This is a genomic window from Ferruginibacter sp., from assembly GCF_028288465.1.
GTDB lineage: Bacteria > Bacteroidota > Bacteroidia > Chitinophagales > Chitinophagaceae > Ferruginibacter.
Genome location: NZ_JAQBNR010000060.1, coordinates 23,485 through 38,976, shown reverse-complemented (window position 1 = coordinate 38,976; position 15,492 = coordinate 23,485). Strand labels below are relative to the sequence as shown.

The following is a 15,492-nucleotide window of genomic DNA, read 5'->3' as shown; positions in this document are numbered from 1 at the left end:
ATTAACGGGGTACATTGCATACCAGTAAACGACTGCAGGATGTGAATTACGCTCCCGCTTGTAATCAACCAGTCGAAAGAAGCAGATTGCCCATCAGCGTAAAAGCTTGTTCCAATAATGGACAGTTTTCATATATTATATCTAAGCGCTAATACTTATATTTAATCATCAAAACAAGTACATGAAAAAATACCTGCTGTTATTAATGATTCCTTTTCTGCATGCCTGCACCAATACAACGAAGTACGACACCATCATCCGCAACGCCATGATCTATGATGGCAATGGGGGGGCTCCCTATAAAGGCGATATTGCTGTTAATGCCGATACCATCGCGGCCATGGGTGATTTAAGTAAAAGCAAAGCCAGCGAAGAAAGAGATGCAAAAGGAATGGCAGTAGCGCCGGGCTTCAGCAATATGATGGGGCATTCGGAGGAATCCCTTTTCCAGGACAGCCGTGCATTGAGCGATGTAAAACAGGGCGTAACGATGGAAGTATTTGGCGAATCTAGTTTTGCCCCGCTGAATGCAACCATGAAAAGGCAGGCACAGGAGGGGCAGGGGGATGTTAAATACACTGTAAGCTGGAACACGCTTGGAGAATACATGAACACACTGGAGAAAAAAGGGATTGCCGTAAACATTTCCTCTTTCGTTGGAACAGGCACTGTAAGACAAAATATAATTGGAGAAGGCAATGTTGCACCCACAGCACAACAGCTCGACAGTATGAAAATGCTGGTTCGCCAGGCAATGGAAGAAGGAGCATTGGGCGTTACCAATGCATTGATTTATCCGCCGGACTTTTTTGCCAAAACGGATGAACTGATTGCCTTATCGAAAGAGGCGGCTAAGTATGGCGGCACTTATTCAAGCCACATGCGCAGCGAAGGCAACCGGTTGGTGGAAGCAGTCAACGAAATTATCACCATTGGTAAGGAAGCCAATATACCCGTACATATTTATCACCTGAAAGCGGCTGGTAAAAACAACTGGAATAAAATGGACAGCGTGATTAAAATGGTAAACGATGCAAGAGCAAACGGCTTGCAGATAAGCGCTGACATGTACACTTACCTTGCGGGTGCAACCGGATTAACATCTTCCTTTCCACCTACTTTGCAGGACGGAGGCTTTGGCAAATTATGGGAGCGCCTGCATGATGTTGCTATAAGAAAACAAATGGCCGCAGCCATGAACACCAACGCAGCCGGCTGGGAAAATTTGTATTATGGGTGCGGTGGAGCAGACCATGTATTGCTGCTTTCCTTTAAACAGGATTCGCTAAAAAAATATACCGGAAAAACATTGGCCGAAGTGGCAAAGCTGCAGGGCAAGTCTCCGGAAGCAACTGCCATGGACCTCATCATCAGCGACAGCACACGGGTAGGCGTGGCTTATTTTTTAATGACAGAAGATAATGTAAAAAAGCAGGTGGCATTGCCATGGGTAAGCTTCGGATCTGATGAAGGTTCCTATGCTCCCGAAGGCGTGTTCCTGAAATCGCAGCCGCATCCAAGAGCGTATGGAAATTTTGCAAGAGTATTGGGCCATTATTCCCGCGATGAAAAAGTGCTCACTTTACAACAAGCCATTTACCAGCTGGCAAAGCTGCCCATTGAAACATTAAAAATAAAAAAACGTGGCGAACTGAAAGTGGGCAATTATGCAGATATCATCATCTTCGATCCGGCTAAAGTAAATGACCTGGCCACCTATGATAAGCCGCAACAATTCGCTACCGGAATGATAGACGTTTTGGTAAACGGAAAATTGATTTTAAAAGACGGAGACCCAACGAATGCCACTCCAGGTCAATTTGTAAAGGGCCCGGGTTACAGCAAGAAATAGTTTTGATAATTATATCTGGAGGCTTTAACGGCAATTCGTGGCGTTGTGTAAGGGATATAAATAAGGCAAAAGTAAAACCAGGCATTGATGCAGTATTACAATCAAAAAATACAGGTGATTGGCTTTTGCATTCTATTAATAATGGCAATGGCTTGTTCATGCAACCGAAACCCATACTCAGCTATTCAAGTCCAGCCAGGCAATTTCAAATTTTCTACGCTCTTTTTAACTGCGCAACAAGGTATCCTGGTTAACACTTATTGGGGACCAATGAAAAAGCGCCATGTTTTATTAGTTGACAATTTTTCCCCGTCCTGGATAAAGAAATCAGTGACTGAATCTCATCCTTCGCTGTTAACAAAAACTGACTTTCATTTTAACACGCAAACTGCAAGCGGACGACCTGCGACCGGTCCGGTAGGTATTTGCAATACCTTGATTTTTGGCAATGTTATATTTGAGCAATGTCCGTTTTATGTAATGAAAGATGAAGCCACCCCTTCGGACTTCGATGGTGTATTAGGCAGCGAACTGATGAACAAGGGAATCTGGGAGATTAATTTTTCTAAAGACGAACTCACCTTTACTTCATCTTTTGATTCACTGCCGGACGCCGCCGGTTGCGAACCGTTACAGGCGGCTTTTCGGGAAAACTCAGTAACGTTAAATGTTAAGTTTTCAAATGGCCTCACAAAGCGAATGTCTATTGATTTAGGTTTTAATCAGGGAATGATGCTTCCTCCTAAGGACTATAAAGCTATTGGCAAAAAGAACGTCTACGTTTTAAGTGATGCAAAATTGACTACCGCATCCGACAGTCAGCATGTAACCGCATTCGCCACAGTTGATACAATTAAAATTGGTGATAACAGGTTTGTAACTTCGGTATTGGCAGCGGAAAATAATGAAGAAAGCCTGGTTGGCCTGCAGTTTTTTAAACGCTTTAAATTTATCATACTGGATTTTAAAAACAAAAAACTGTTGATACCTGAGATAATAAGATAAGTTTAATCGCTTCCTAATTACAGTCTATAACTGCTATATTGCTTAAAACAACCGTTCATGAGAAAATTCCTGTTTGTCTTTACACTGCTGGCACTCGTTTGCCTGCAGCTGACCGCTCAAAAAAAATCAATAAAAATGAATGGCGATCCTTCCGCCGGCTTTGATAAATACATTCAGCAATCGATGGCCTTATGGAAAACCCCTGGCCTTTCCATTGCTGTTGTAAAGGATGGTAAAGTTGTTTTTAAAAAAGCCTATGGCGTTACAGAGGTTGGTAAACCGCAGCCATTTACAACTTCCACTTTATCCATCTGTGCTTCTACCACAAAGGCTATGACGGCAGTTTGTATGGGCATGCTGGTAGATGAAGGCAAAATAAAATGGACGGATAAAGTAAGTGAAATATATCCCGCCTTCAAACTCTATGACAATTATGCCAATGCAGAAGTAACCATCCGGGATTTATTTTCGCACAATGCAGGCCTCGGTAATGCAGACTGGCTGTGGGTTACAGGCACACCGGTTGATACCATTATAAATAAAATGCGGCTCATGAAGCCTGCTTATTCCATGCGGTCTTCTTTCATTTATCAAAACCTCATGTATGTAGTGGCTGGCGAAGTAATCCATAAAGTGTCCGGAAAAACCTACGATGATTTTATCAGGGAACGTTTGTTTACACCAATTGGTATGACGCATACCTATCCAAATTATAGCCTCAGTTTGCAGGAGCCATCCCATATACAACCGCATTACCTGGTAGGAGATTCTGTTGTAAGGCCGATTGTATTTGAAGAACCAAAAGGTATTGATGCAGCCGGTGGGGTGTGGTCAAGTGCGGATGATATTGGTAAATGGCTGGTGTTTATATTAGACAGCACAAAATTGAACGGTAAAGCCTTGCTGAAACCCGATACTTACGCAGCTTTGTTTGCACCAACTTCCTTTTCAGATAATGATTTCTATCCAACGGCCCGCCTTACCAAACCGCACTGGACTACTTACGGGCTCGGCTGGTTCCAGGAAGATTACCAGGGTAAAATGGTCAACTTTCATACTGGTAGCCTGGATGGGGCAGTGGCGATTTGCGGGCTTATCAATGACGCGCATTTTGGCGTATATCTTTTCAGCAATATGGATCACACGGAAATCAGGCATGCCCTCATGTATAAGGCAATGGATTACTGGGTTTTTAACAACGATAAAAACGACTGGAGCCCTGACTTTTATAATCTTTACAAAGGGCTGCATGCTGATGCAAAAAAGGCCGAAAGCGAATTCGAAGCAAAGCGTGTCTTGGGCACAGTTCCATCGCTTGCAATAAAAGCATACGCTGGTAAATACAGCAATGAATTATACGGCGATGCAGAAATTGTAAATAACCGCGATTCCCTGTTGCTGAAGTTTGCCAACAATATTAATATGCATTTAACCCACTGGCATTACAATACATTTCTCTGCCAGCCAGATCCGCAGTGGTGGTTCGGCAAATCATGGATGACTTTTACATTGAATGATGCCGGGGAAGTCAGCGCTTTTAATATGGATGGAATGGTCTATACCAAACAGAAAAAGTAAATGACAATTTTTATTAAATACAATTTTTGTCGGGTCTGAGAAGCTATTTTGATCATCATTGCATCGCCCTCTTGTATTGAATACTGTTGATGAACTTTTATAAAAGCGGAGTTGATAAATAGTATGGAATTGTTGGCCAGAACTTAGAACAGACTAAAATCTTAAATACGAGTTTATTATTTAAAGAAGCAACGGGATCTGCTGAAAAAAATACAACTATTTTATTGACTTTCTGAATGGAGCTCGGCTACTATATTCACTGCTTCTTCAAATCTTTTCAACTGCAAATGTTGCTTTACTCTTTCCAGGTGAACAAATGCATATTGTTGCTGCGAATGATGATTTAATAAATTGACTTCACCTTTCCATAAACGATTATGTAATTCAGAAAATCCGGGTATTGTCAAATCTACATTAACCAGGTTATCACCGGCTGTACCTAATGACATAAAGAAACTGAAATAAATGATATGCATTAGCTGGCACGCCAGGAAAAACCGGGCCTGCTGGCAGGCCGTTACTTCTTTGCCAAAATAAATTTTCAAATATTCCTTTTCATCATCTTCATTTTTCAGTATAAAATTGGAGACAACCGCCAGTTCGGTATAACGGTCATTTAAAAATGCCCCTTCCCAGTCCACCAACCAAACCTGCTTTCCGTCGAAAAGTAAATTGTCTGGTTTCAGATCGTTGTGACATGATACCAGGTCTTCTTCTTTATGCGGATACACTTTGATAATTTGTTCGTATTGTTGAAAGACATTGTTTGTTACGCTTTCAGGTAGAATTTTTGACGCCTGGAATTTCCTGACACTGCTGTTTGCAAAATCAAAATAATTTAAGCGGAAAGGAAAACGGGGCAGCGCATGCAATCGCCTCAGCACATCCGGCATCAGCACTTTCGCCTGCTCCTGTGGAAAAGGCTTAGCTTCAATAAAGTCCGTGATAGAAATTCTGTCTGCTACACCTGCGTACCAAACATGTGGTGCAATTCCAGCGTCAGCAGCCGCCTTCATGCAGCCATAGTAGTGCGAAGGATCACCGGGGGCATCTGCACGGGTAATAATACGCAACAGGTATGGTTGTCCCTTCACCACTATGCGAAAAATCAGCGCTGATGAAAGACCAGCAGTTAATTGACTGATCGCCTCAAAATCACTGACTCCAAACGTTACCTGCAGCGCATTTGCTACGGCTGTTATTTTTGCCTCCGGGATCATAAAGGGCAGTTGAAAATTGGATGAGGAAAAGTCAAAATTACATAGACATGTCTTCTTTTTGCATGCCGGAAAAATATATTTTTTGGGCTGAACAATGTTGTGGGCGGTCTGTTAACGAATATGGTACTACTTCTCTTCAAGCATTTCTTATATCTCCGGGTTGTCTTATCAAAACCAGTCTTAGCGCTTCAATTATTACAGTTATAAGGCAATGTTGTTAAGTAAAAGTTTTACGACACTTAAAAAAATCAAATCACACCCGTCAGACTGAGCATTTTTTCCAGCATGTCACTACCAAAATATGCTTCCAATATTTGCGCAATAGATTTAATTTCATCTCATGAAAAAATCCCTCTTACTTTTTGTTTTCAGTTTGATAATTCAGCAGGTGATATCAGCCCAGTCAACCGATGTCCTTGCCATCAGAAAATACACAACTGCCAATAGCGGCAAAATTATAAGCGAATTTGCTGAATTACTTTCCACTCCCAATGTAGCAGCTAACCCTGCCGGTCAGCAAAAAACTGCAGCCTTTATTATGGCCATGATGAACAAAAGAGGGATTCGAAAAGTGCAGCTGTTGGCAGCTTCCACACCGGGCACGCCGCCGGCGGTATATGGCGAAGTATTGGTACCTGGTGCAAAACAAACTTTAATATTTTATGCGCACTATGATGGCCAGCCGGTGAATCCTGCTCAATGGGCCAAAGGACTTGACCCTTTTCAGGCTACCTTATTTACTGATGCCATTGATAAAGGCGGCGCCCTTATTCCTTTTCCCGTTGATAACAATTACAAAAGCGATTGGAGGATATACTCCCGCAGTGCATCTGACGACAAGGCCGGTGTCGACGCCATTTTAAATGGCTATGATGCCCTTGTTAAAACTGGCGCTACGCCTGGTTGCAATCTGAAATTTTTCTTTGAGGGAGAAGAGGAAGCTGGTTCACCACACCTGCATGAAATATTGGATAAATACCGGTCATTACTCCAGTCTGATCTGTGGATCATGTGTGACGGGCCTGTACATCAGTCCGGAAAAAAGCAGATTGTATTTGGTGTTCGCGGCGATGCACACCTTGATCTTACAGTGTATGCATCCAAACGGCCCCTGCACAGCGGACACTATGGAAACTGGGCGCCTAACCCTGCCATGATGCTTGCTAAATTGTTGGCTACTATGAAAGACGAAAATGGGAGAGTGGCCGTTAGAGGATTTTACGATGATGTGACGCCTTTAACCGGTTCAGAAAAAAAGGCACTTGCAGAAGTGCCTTCCGTTGATGAACAAATGGAAAATGAACTGGGCATCAGCACCGTTGAAATGGAGGGACTATCATTAAGCGAATCTATCAACCAGCCTTCGCTAAACGTCAACGGCATGCAAAGTGGTAATGTTGGCAAAATGGCGTCCAATCAGATACCTACCTATGCAACGGCTGTAATCGACCTCAGGCTGGTGATGGGGAATGACTGGAAACGGCAGCAGCAAAAAGTAATAGATCATATCAAATCAAAAGGCTATTTCGTAACTACCAATGAGCCTTCGGATGAAGAAAGAAAAAAGTACGCAAAGATCATTAAAATAATACCCGGGGAAGATGGAATGAATGCGCAACGTACGTCTATGGACCTCCCCGTGCTTCAAAAAGTAATTGCGGCAGTTAAATCAACTTCCGGTGAACAGGTTGTATTGCAGCCTACGTCCGGCGGTACCCTTCCACTTTTCTTGTTTGAAAAATTGCTGAACGCCCATACTGTTACCGTTCCTATAGCCAATCATGATAACAACCAGCATGCAGAGAATGAAAATATCCGCATCGGTAATTTGTTTGATGGAATAGAAACGATGGGAGCGTTGATGATGGTTAAATAAATGCGGCAAAGTGATACAGGTACAAGGCAGCTGTTCTGTGGATATGTACGTCTGCTGGTTTTGCCGGGCTCAATTGCATTGGTATGTTTCATAAAAGCAAATGACAGTGATCATTGTTTATTGCATTGCGCATCCTTTCCTTTGCGTTGTTTATTCAGCGGCATAACGTCTGTATTACAACGCTATGAATACTTCCCAAAACAATTCTGTAAATAAAGCTGGTTTCATAGCCGGGGTGGGCGCATTTTGCTTTACAATTGCGTATGTGCTGGTACAAATACTGCAGGTACTTAAAATGATTGCTTTTCCCTGGGATGAAGTACTGATTTATGGCACTTCTCTTGGCATTGTAATTCCCTTTACGCTTGAAATGCTCGCACTGCACTATATAACCCCTCCGGATAAAAAATTCTGGAGTCATGCGGCATTGATTTTTACAATGATGTATGCGGTATTTGTTACTGCAAATTACATCGTTCAGCTGGCTACCGTGCTGCCCAATAAGTTAAAGGGCACTTATGAGCTGGTAAAAATACTGGACCAAACACCACACTCACTTTTTTGGGACTTTGACGCCGTTGGTTATATTTTTATGGGAATAGCAATGCTTGCGGCGTTGCAGGTGTTTTGCAAAACAGGATTTGAAAAATGGGTAAGGTTTGCATTTTTAGCGAACGGCTTAGTTACGCCATTAATTGCCGTGGTTTACTTTTACCCTGATTTTTCTGACCGGCTTTTGTTACTTGGTTTTCCCTGGGGTATTACAGCACCATCGGCCATGTTAATGCTGGCAATTTTCTTTAAAAAATCTGAAAACAAGGTTAAGGATAGTTATCATTAAATCCCGTATTAAGTATCCCGGGACAAAGGTGGAAACTGCTATGAAATAAAGTGTTCTGGAGATAATGGTGTAGAATATGTGGCCGTTAGCGTCCTGCCTGCAGTTGAGCTTGCAGTTCCGCCCAAAAAAATGGTCCACCCTATGGGTTTGCCAGGTTACAAACAATGTGTTACAAAGACATACGTAATTTATTTGCAAAAAAATCGCAGTAAAAACTCCGGGGCCATGCCCTGGAGCTTTTATTGCAGGATGCTGAAATGTTATTTAACGTAGCGCCTTAACGTCCATGCCAGCGTTTCGTGTTGCTGCATCAGCCCGGTTAAAAAGTCGGCTGTTCCCTTGTCTTTAAATTTATCTTCACAGTCATCAATTCCCTTACGTAAACCAACAATAACGCTTTCATGATCTTTCAATAATTCTTTAATCATACCAGCCTGGTCGGGGTTTTTGCCGGGCGTTTCTTTAATGGAAGTCATCTGTAAAAATTCATTCAGTGTTGCAGGAACTATAAAACCGAGTTTACTGATCCGCTCAGCAATCAGGTCCATCGCCTCGTCCAATTCTTCATAGTGTTTTTCAAACAGTTTATGCAACTCCATAAAACTGTTGCCGCTAACGTTCCAGTGAAATTTTCTTGCTTTCATGTACAACAATACGGTATCTGAAAGTACTGCAGTCAAAACGTCGTTTACACCTTTCAGGTTTTTTTGCGAAATTCCAATGTTTGCATTCATGGTATTTATTTTAAGGGCTAATTATGGGTGAGCTAAAATATTTCAGGCATTATTTTTACGATCCATTACCAGTACAACTACGCCTGCCAGCAGGGCAATGCCGCCCGCATAATCCGGCCAGTTCAGGGTCTTTTTTTCTTGCTTGTTAATTTCAATCGGTCCGAGATCTACTACTTTGTCTTTTTTGGTAAAGCTTACTTTTCCAAACACGAACATAAGGATGCCCGCAACAATTAATATAATTCCGAATACTTTCATTTTAAATTATTTTATGCATCATGTTAAAATACCATGCCATATCGAAAGCACGCAGAATAAGGTACGTTTTTATAGTAATGAAAAATTAATGGGCAAAAAAATCTACACTTACCAGGGCACATACCAAGACATGACAAAACCGGTCGATTGAAATGAGCAGCCTGTGCTGCAACGGAAGCTTTCTGGTCGCAGTTAATTACTGCTTAGGTGGTTCAACCGCAATCTGGCAAATATTCATTACAACTTTTTTCTTAAAATTGAGCTTGTGCATACACCAGGTATTGCGGTTAAACTGCACAGCGTTTTAAATTTGCATAAACTAACAATACAATGGCGGCTTATAAAAACATAAACCCTTTCTCCAAAAAAAACAATGATACCGGTTTTGCAAGTAACAGCAATGATACCGGTGGCCGCTTTATCAATAAAGATGGCAGCTATAACCTGATAAAAGAAGGCATGCCGTTCCATAAACGGTTTAGCATCTTTAACGATATGCTTAACCTGCCTTTATGGAAGTTTATCTCTGTCATCTTTATTTTTTTTCTGCTGATTAATTGCTTGTTTACAGCTCTTTATTTGTTAATTGGCTATGAACAGCTTGACGGACTGATCAGGGGCAGTAACTGGAAAATATTCAGGGAGATATTTTATTTCAGTACCCAAACTTTTACCACCGTTGGGTATGGCCATGTAAATCCCGCAGGGGATGGCGCCAATATGGTTGCTGGTATTGAAGCGCTTACCGGTTTTCTTTCACTTGCTATTGCAACGGGTTTAATCTATGGCCGTTTCTCCAGGCCGAGAAGTTATCTGATCTTCAGCGACAACGCATTGGTGTCGCCGTATAAAGATGGCAAAGCGTTGATGTTTCGCTTTGCGGCATTCAAAGACAAACATGCCCTGACCGATGTGGAAATAAGGGTGAACGCGGGTTTATTGGTGGCAGAAGAGGGTAAAGCGGATTATAAATATTTCAGCCTTAACCTGGAACGTAACCGTGTGGAAAGTATGCCGATGAGTTGGACGGTGGTACATCCTATTGATGAAAATAGTCCGCTGCACGGGTTTACGGAAGAAGATATGAAAACTGCCGACCTGGAGTTGTATGTAATGCTGCGTGGGTTTGATGATGTGTTTAGCAATTATGTACAGCAACGCACATCCTATACGTTTAGTGAAATTCACCATAACCGCAAATTTGCACCCATGTACAGGGAAAGTGAGGATGGTAAAACCACGATCCTGGAACTGCACAAAATAAATGTGCACCACGCAGTCGACAATTAGACAGGCGGCCAACCGCAGCGTAAAGTCTTACTGTTTTTTATGTGCCAATTCTTTCCAGTCTTTTTCATTTACCTCTACACCAAAACGTTTGGCAGCTTTTTTTATATTGTCAAAAGCCGCTTTCCGTTCTTCATCGGTTACGCCTTTTACCTGGTCAAAACGGGCCATAGCGTTCCGAACGTGGGTGGCATTATTAAGTGGTTCTTTTCTTTTTGCTGGAAACGCATAGGCACTATCCTTCAATGTTTTTTTGTCGGCAGCATCTAATTTACCACCAGATTTTGTGGCTGATTTTGTTGTCATGGTTTATTCGTTTAAATAATAAAAAGATTACGAATTCCAATACATATTGTATGCCGCAAACAACATTACAAATGCTTTTTTTTCGAACCCCGGGGGACAAATATCTCCCGGCGTTTTCAAAATACCAGCCGCTTTACTGAAACTATTATTGTACCCGGCTCAAAAATAATCAGCCAATTTTGAGGGCAACCCTGTTATTTTTTGTTTTTAATACATGCCTGGCCGTACCGCATATGTTCAATTAAACAAATCATCCCCGATATTGAGCCGGGGATGAAAATTGATGATGTATGCTTTTCTACCTATAAACTAACATTTAAGGGATCAGTCTCTGTATGGTTGTAAATTTCTGCAACAGTGGTTAAGTCTTTCAGTGTTTGCTTTCCATTATCTGTTGGTATTGAGCCCGAAGGAAACAACTCTTTCAATTTATTTAGTGCCGTTCTGTTGTCTTTTACTGCTTTCAAAAACGCTTTGTAATCCAGAGGAACAGGCCTGCCATTTTCTTTCTGAAAAACATAGTTCTGTGCAAGGTGTTTGGTTTGATAACTGTGGCTGACAGGCAATACAGATTCATAATGATACAAACTGATTTTACCGAATCTTAACCTGTTAATGTATATTCCTTTGCATATTTCACCCTTGTCTTCGGGGAAATATAAAATCTTAAAAGCCTTTGCGGTTTGGATGGCCTCATACTGACCGGGATTGATTTTTTTTCCATCTGCAATCACAGCTTTATCAACCAGTGCTGCACTTTTAAATAACGGTGACCTGTGTTGGTAGCTTATTTTTTTTGCTTCCACTACTTCACCGTCAGTCTTAATAATAAATAGTCCTGAACTAATGTCCCTGCCTTTTTTAAGTTCCTCTTTCATCTGGCTGGCCATTTGTTTAGGGGCCATACATGATACGGTCATTAAGGCAAGAACAAGAGGTAAAACAAGTTGTTGAAACGTTTTCATTGTGGTGTACATTTTTAAGGTTACAACTCATCATACAGTTTCATGCCAACTGTATTAATGTTTGATAACCAAACGGTTATAGTTAACTTCTCTGTACCATTTTCTATGTGGCGGAGCCATTTTCCAAATCAGGGAAAGTAAATGTCATTATTTTAATGTAAAGCATTCGACACTTTACTACAGGTTTCCCGGCCTGTAATTAGTCGGGGTGACTGCCGGACGATGGAAAATTGGATGACTGGTTTTTATTGTAGACGGGTTATCGATAGCTTTACTGCAATTCAATTTTTATAATGAAACATGTTTTGACATTACTGGCTTTTGTTGCCACATTACAAGCCCTCGCACAATCTGATGACAAAATGGATTTTGAATCCTATGATCCGGTTTCAACTTTGATTGTTCCGGGCCACCAGGTTACCAGGGCAAAATTCCCTTTTATAGATGTTCACAATCATCAATGGGGCAATGCGATGTCGCCCTCCAATTTAAAAACGTTGGCTGCAGATATGGACAAATTGAATATGCAGGTAATGGTTAACCTGAGCGGAGGCAGTGGCAATGGATTGAAAAAAATGGCAGGCGATGTAAAGGCTAATTATCCAAACCGCTTTATCATTTTTGCAAACATCAGTTTTGATAATGTGGGTGCACCCGGGTGGACGGAGAAAGCAGTGCGCCAACTGGAAACGGATGTACAAAACGGGGCCAATGGTTTGAAAATATTTAAAGATCTGGGTTTAAATGTAAAGGATGTGAATGGGAAGAGGGTAACTGTAGATGATGCCAGGCTCGATCCTATCTGGGACAAAGCCGGTGAGCTTAAAATACCGGTCATCATTCATACCGCTGATCCAAAACCGTTTTGGGACGCCGAAGATGAACACAATGAACGCTGGCTGGAAATTAAGACACATCCCGGCCGCAAGCGCAGTGCCACCGACCCAGCTCCCTGGGAAACGTTGATAGAAGAACAGCACCGCTTGTTTATGAAACATCCGAACACAACTTTTATCGCGGCGCATTTTGGATGGTATGCCAATAATTTGAATAAGCTCGATAGCCTGCTTACCCGAATGCCCAATGTAGTTGTTGAGTTTGGTGCGGTGATTGTAGAATTGGGAAGACAACCCAAAACTGCCAAAAAATTCTTTGAAAAATACCAGGACAGGATTTTGTTTGGTAAAGACAGTTGGGCACCGGAAGAATATACCACCTATTTCAGGGTGCTGGAAACGGAAGATGAATACTTTCCTTATCATAAAAAGTACCATGCCTTCTGGCGCATGTATGGTATGGGGCTGCAGGATTCGATTCTGAAAAAAGTATATTACAAAAATGCCCTGCGTATCATCCCGAATATAGACCGGGCAGGGTTCCCGGATTAAAATAGGTTTAGTGCAATGTAAAGTGTGCAGGTATTCCGGGTACTGTTGAAATCCGTTTTCTCCCTGTTTCACCAATGGGAATTTTTATATTTTAGCCCATATTAAAAAAGCTGGCTTGCAATCGCAAACCAGCTTTTTTAATATATAAAATGGCAGGTGTAAATTATTTTTCCAGTGTGCCCGCTTTTTTCCAGTCAGCAATAACGGCAATTGTTGCGTCGGGTAATTTATCATGCATGGCAGGCATAAATCCTTTTTCTGTTGGATTTTTTTGAATGCGTGCCAGAATTTCATCCACATTGTCTTTGGCGGCTAAATAATTATCCAGCGATTTTTTGTTGCCCTTACCAGCGATATGACAGGGAGTACAACTTGTCTGAATGATTGGTAGTACGTTAGTTTGGTAATTAACGGCAACCGGAGCGGCGAGTTTTTTTGAATGGGAACAAAACTGAAAAAATAATACCGCAGTTAGCAGCAGCAAGGTTGTTACAATTTTTCGCATGAGTGAATGTTTTAGTAATGAAAAAGTATTGACATACTGAAAATAGCATCTTTTATTTTATGTACAAAAAAAAGAGATGAAAATCAGAAATGATGCGACGAATCCCGCAATACTGCATCGCATTTGAAAATGTCAGGTAGCATTATTGAAACATTGCAGGCATTCCACATGGCCATATATGATCTGTATCATTCGTGGTAGTGATTCATAAGAACGTATGGGGTTAATAATTTCGGGGATCTTTGCTGTGAATAATTTTAAAAAAAGCAGCCTGCGCAGGCAATCGAGTGCCGGATGTTTAACCGTGGTAAAGCTTTGCCATTTTATACAATTTTTTGAATGAACCATCCGCATGAAAAGGATATAAATGAATTGGGAGGTGTATTGCTGGAAGCAGGTGTCAAACTGTTAAGTTCCGGCGCCAGTTGTGCCAGGATACGACTTACGATGAAAAGGCTGGCAGCCTCTTTTAAGTACACAGCACACATTTCCATAGCGCCCAAATCAGTTTCCCTTACACTGAATAATGAAGCAGATGTCTTGGTATTTAACGGCATGCGGAGCATTACCGCACAAGGTGTAAATTTTAAAACTATATCCGGTATCAGCAGGCTTAGCTGGGATGTACTTGAAAATCAATATTCCATTCAGCAGGTAAGGGATGAACTGGACAGACTGATGGCCCTGCCACACTATCCGCGGTTGGTAATACTGTTTTTTGTAAGTCTTGCCGGTTCAGGGTTTTGCTTTTCATTTGGCGGCAAGCTGCCTGAAATGGTGATTGCTTTTGGCGCAACATGCTGTGGCTTATTTGTTCGCCAGGAAGCTGTAAAGCACCGCTTTAATCCCTTTATCTGTGTATACATTGGTTCGCTGGTGGCGTCGTTGTTTGCCGGCGCTTTTATTAAGGCTGGCCTTAATATTAATTTTGAACATGCCTTTGCGACCTCCGTTTTATTTTTAATCCCCGGCGTACCGCTGATTAATTGTTTTACCGATTTGATTGATGGCAATACACTCAATGGAATTGTACGGGGCATCAATGCTGTGATGTTTGCATTGGCTATTGCGCTGGGCTTGCTGACAACAATGTTTATTTATAATCTTAAATAAAACGTGGAATGGACTGGATAACTATATTGGCTAAAGCTTTTTGGTGTGGCTGGGGCGCTGTGGGTTTTGGCATTTTATTTAATGTACCACTAAGAACTTTATTTGCCATCTGGATATGTGGCGCACTCGGTGGCTTCCTGAAATTTAATCTGCTGCTACTGGGGGCGGGCGTTGTATCTGCTTCATTTGCCGGTGCGCTGGCAATTGGTATTTCAAGTATTCCTACAGCTCATTTCAGGCATGCGCCACCGATGGTATTTGCTATTCCATCTGTAATACCACTTATCCCGGGAGTATTCGCCTCCGTACCATGCTGGGGTTAATCAAACTAACAGGAGCCATCGGCCCCGATTACCAGGCGATCATTTCTGACACCGTAAACAATGGCGCAAAAACACTGTTCGTCATTATGTCCCTCGCCATGGGTGTGGCCGTGCCAATGCATTTGATGCGCAAAGAATCTGTAAAGAACATTCGCCTGCGGTAAACAGCCGGTTGATAGTGCCCACCCGGGGTTAAAACCAAATAAGTCCGGGAGTATTACAATGTGACAAACCTGCCCTA

At 41.9% G+C, this 15,492-nt stretch carries 16 protein-coding genes; 10 read left to right on the top strand and 6 right to left on the bottom strand.

Annotated elements, in window-relative coordinates:
* The first annotated feature begins 181 nt into the window (after positions 1–181).
* The 3 genes from JWR61_RS23015 (at position 182) to JWR61_RS23005 (ending at position 4,435) form a co-directional block, all read left to right on the top strand.
* Positions 182–1,852: an amidohydrolase family protein gene (locus JWR61_RS23015; protein WP_301930054.1), complete on the top strand. Its 1,671-nt coding sequence runs from the start codon at positions 182–184 to the stop codon at positions 1,850–1,852.
* Positions 1,853–2,122: 270 nt separating this feature from the next.
* Entirely contained in the window at positions 2,123–2,857 is a 735-nt protein-coding gene (locus JWR61_RS23010) for a hypothetical protein (protein WP_301930053.1), read from the top strand.
* A gap of 57 nt (positions 2,858–2,914) precedes the next feature.
* Positions 2,915–4,435, top strand: a complete 1,521-nt coding sequence (locus JWR61_RS23005) for a serine hydrolase (RefSeq protein ID WP_301930052.1) — start codon at positions 2,915–2,917, stop codon at positions 4,433–4,435.
* Positions 4,436–4,656: 221 nt separating this feature from the next.
* On the opposite strand, the gene JWR61_RS23000 is transcribed toward JWR61_RS23005, so the two are convergent.
* Entirely contained in the window at positions 4,657–5,655 is a 999-nt protein-coding gene (locus JWR61_RS23000; RefSeq protein WP_301930051.1) for a phosphotransferase, read from the bottom strand.
* A gap of 340 nt (positions 5,656–5,995) precedes the next feature.
* On the opposite strand from JWR61_RS23000, the gene JWR61_RS22995 reads away from it, so the two are divergent.
* Both JWR61_RS22995 and JWR61_RS22990 read left to right on the top strand, forming a co-directional pair.
* Positions 5,996–7,531: a M20/M25/M40 family metallo-hydrolase gene (locus tag JWR61_RS22995; protein ID WP_301930050.1), complete on the top strand. Its 1,536-nt coding sequence runs from the start codon at positions 5,996–5,998 to the stop codon at positions 7,529–7,531.
* A gap of 184 nt (positions 7,532–7,715) precedes the next feature.
* A complete protein-coding gene (locus JWR61_RS22990; RefSeq protein ID WP_301930049.1) occupies positions 7,716–8,372 on the top strand; it encodes a hypothetical protein in 657 nt (218 codons plus the stop codon).
* A 260-nt stretch (positions 8,373–8,632) separates the two neighbouring features.
* On the opposite strand, the gene JWR61_RS22985 is transcribed toward JWR61_RS22990, so the two are convergent.
* Positions 8,633–9,106 carry a Dps family protein gene (locus JWR61_RS22985; RefSeq protein WP_301930048.1) on the bottom strand — a complete coding sequence of 158 codons (474 nt, stop codon included), beginning with the start codon at positions 9,104–9,106 and terminating at the stop codon, positions 8,633–8,635.
* Positions 9,107–9,148: 42 nt separating this feature from the next.
* Positions 9,149–9,364, bottom strand: coding sequence for a hypothetical protein (locus JWR61_RS22980; protein ID WP_301930047.1), 216 nt, complete (start codon positions 9,362–9,364; stop codon positions 9,149–9,151).
* Between the two features lie 330 nt (positions 9,365–9,694).
* Between JWR61_RS22980 and JWR61_RS22975 the strand changes: the two genes are divergently transcribed.
* The gene (locus JWR61_RS22975) at positions 9,695–10,654 is read left to right on the top strand and encodes an ion channel (protein WP_301930046.1); all 960 of its coding nucleotides are present in this window, start codon (positions 9,695–9,697) and stop codon (positions 10,652–10,654) included.
* A 27-nt stretch (positions 10,655–10,681) separates the two neighbouring features.
* On the opposite strand, the gene JWR61_RS22970 is transcribed toward JWR61_RS22975, so the two are convergent.
* Positions 10,682–10,957, bottom strand: coding sequence for a DUF6582 domain-containing protein (locus tag JWR61_RS22970; protein WP_290337259.1), 276 nt, complete (start codon positions 10,955–10,957; stop codon positions 10,682–10,684).
* Between the two features lie 302 nt (positions 10,958–11,259).
* Positions 11,260–11,862: a hypothetical protein gene (locus JWR61_RS22965; RefSeq protein ID WP_301930045.1), complete on the bottom strand. Its 603-nt coding sequence runs from the start codon at positions 11,860–11,862 to the stop codon at positions 11,260–11,262.
* Positions 11,863–12,215: 353 nt separating this feature from the next.
* On the opposite strand from JWR61_RS22965, the gene JWR61_RS22960 reads away from it, so the two are divergent.
* Positions 12,216–13,310, top strand: coding sequence for an amidohydrolase family protein (locus tag JWR61_RS22960; protein WP_301930044.1), 1,095 nt, complete (start codon positions 12,216–12,218; stop codon positions 13,308–13,310).
* Positions 13,311–13,473: 163 nt separating this feature from the next.
* Here the strand turns inward: JWR61_RS22960 and JWR61_RS22955 are convergent, their stop codons facing one another.
* Complete coding sequence (locus JWR61_RS22955) at positions 13,474–13,815, bottom strand: cytochrome c (protein WP_290337256.1); 342 nt, start codon at positions 13,813–13,815, stop codon at positions 13,474–13,476.
* A 339-nt stretch (positions 13,816–14,154) separates the two neighbouring features.
* Between JWR61_RS22955 and JWR61_RS22950 the strand changes: the two genes are divergently transcribed.
* Genes JWR61_RS22950 through JWR61_RS22940 form a run of 3 tightly spaced genes read left to right on the top strand, consistent with a single transcriptional unit; the run spans position 14,155 to position 15,415 of the window.
* A complete protein-coding gene (locus tag JWR61_RS22950; RefSeq protein WP_301930043.1) occupies positions 14,155–14,928 on the top strand; it encodes a threonine/serine exporter ThrE family protein in 774 nt (257 codons plus the stop codon).
* Positions 14,929–14,936: 8 nt separating this feature from the next.
* Positions 14,937–15,251 (top strand): threonine/serine exporter family protein, encoded by a 315-nt coding sequence (locus JWR61_RS22945; RefSeq protein WP_301930042.1) that lies wholly within the window; start codon positions 14,937–14,939, stop codon positions 15,249–15,251.
* Positions 15,239–15,415 carry a hypothetical protein gene (locus JWR61_RS22940; protein WP_301930041.1) on the top strand — a complete coding sequence of 59 codons (177 nt, stop codon included), beginning with the start codon at positions 15,239–15,241 and terminating at the stop codon, positions 15,413–15,415. Before JWR61_RS22945 ends, JWR61_RS22940 begins: the two co-directional genes overlap by 13 nt.
* Positions 15,416–15,492 lie beyond the last annotated feature (77 nt).

Coding starts and splice junctions, on each gene's coding strand:
- JWR61_RS23015 (WP_301930054.1), top strand. CDS start 182: ATGAAAAAATACCTGCTGTTATTAATGATTCCTTTTCTGCATGCCTGC.
- JWR61_RS22985 (WP_301930048.1), bottom strand. CDS start 9,106: ATGAATGCAAACATTGGAATTTCGCAAAAAAACCTGAAAGGTGTAAAC.
- JWR61_RS23000 (WP_301930051.1), bottom strand. CDS start 5,655: ATGATCCCGGAGGCAAAAATAACAGCCGTAGCAAATGCGCTGCAGGTA.
- JWR61_RS22940 (WP_301930041.1), top strand. CDS start 15,239: ATGCTGGGGTTAATCAAACTAACAGGAGCCATCGGCCCCGATTACCAG.
- JWR61_RS22945 (WP_301930042.1), top strand. CDS start 14,937: ATGGACTGGATAACTATATTGGCTAAAGCTTTTTGGTGTGGCTGGGGC.
- JWR61_RS22950 (WP_301930043.1), top strand. CDS start 14,155: ATGAACCATCCGCATGAAAAGGATATAAATGAATTGGGAGGTGTATTG.
- JWR61_RS22955 (WP_290337256.1), bottom strand. CDS start 13,815: ATGCGAAAAATTGTAACAACCTTGCTGCTGCTAACTGCGGTATTATTT.
- JWR61_RS22995 (WP_301930050.1), top strand. CDS start 5,996: ATGAAAAAATCCCTCTTACTTTTTGTTTTCAGTTTGATAATTCAGCAG.
- JWR61_RS22965 (WP_301930045.1), bottom strand. CDS start 11,862: ATGGCCCCTAAACAAATGGCCAGCCAGATGAAAGAGGAACTTAAAAAA.
- JWR61_RS22970 (WP_290337259.1), bottom strand. CDS start 10,957: ATGACAACAAAATCAGCCACAAAATCTGGTGGTAAATTAGATGCTGCC.
- JWR61_RS22980 (WP_301930047.1), bottom strand. CDS start 9,364: ATGAAAGTATTCGGAATTATATTAATTGTTGCGGGCATCCTTATGTTC.
- JWR61_RS22990 (WP_301930049.1), top strand. CDS start 7,716: ATGAATACTTCCCAAAACAATTCTGTAAATAAAGCTGGTTTCATAGCC.
- JWR61_RS23005 (WP_301930052.1), top strand. CDS start 2,915: ATGAGAAAATTCCTGTTTGTCTTTACACTGCTGGCACTCGTTTGCCTG.
- JWR61_RS23010 (WP_301930053.1), top strand. CDS start 2,123: ATGAAAAAGCGCCATGTTTTATTAGTTGACAATTTTTCCCCGTCCTGG.
- JWR61_RS22975 (WP_301930046.1), top strand. CDS start 9,695: ATGGCGGCTTATAAAAACATAAACCCTTTCTCCAAAAAAAACAATGAT.
- JWR61_RS22960 (WP_301930044.1), top strand. CDS start 12,216: ATGAAACATGTTTTGACATTACTGGCTTTTGTTGCCACATTACAAGCC.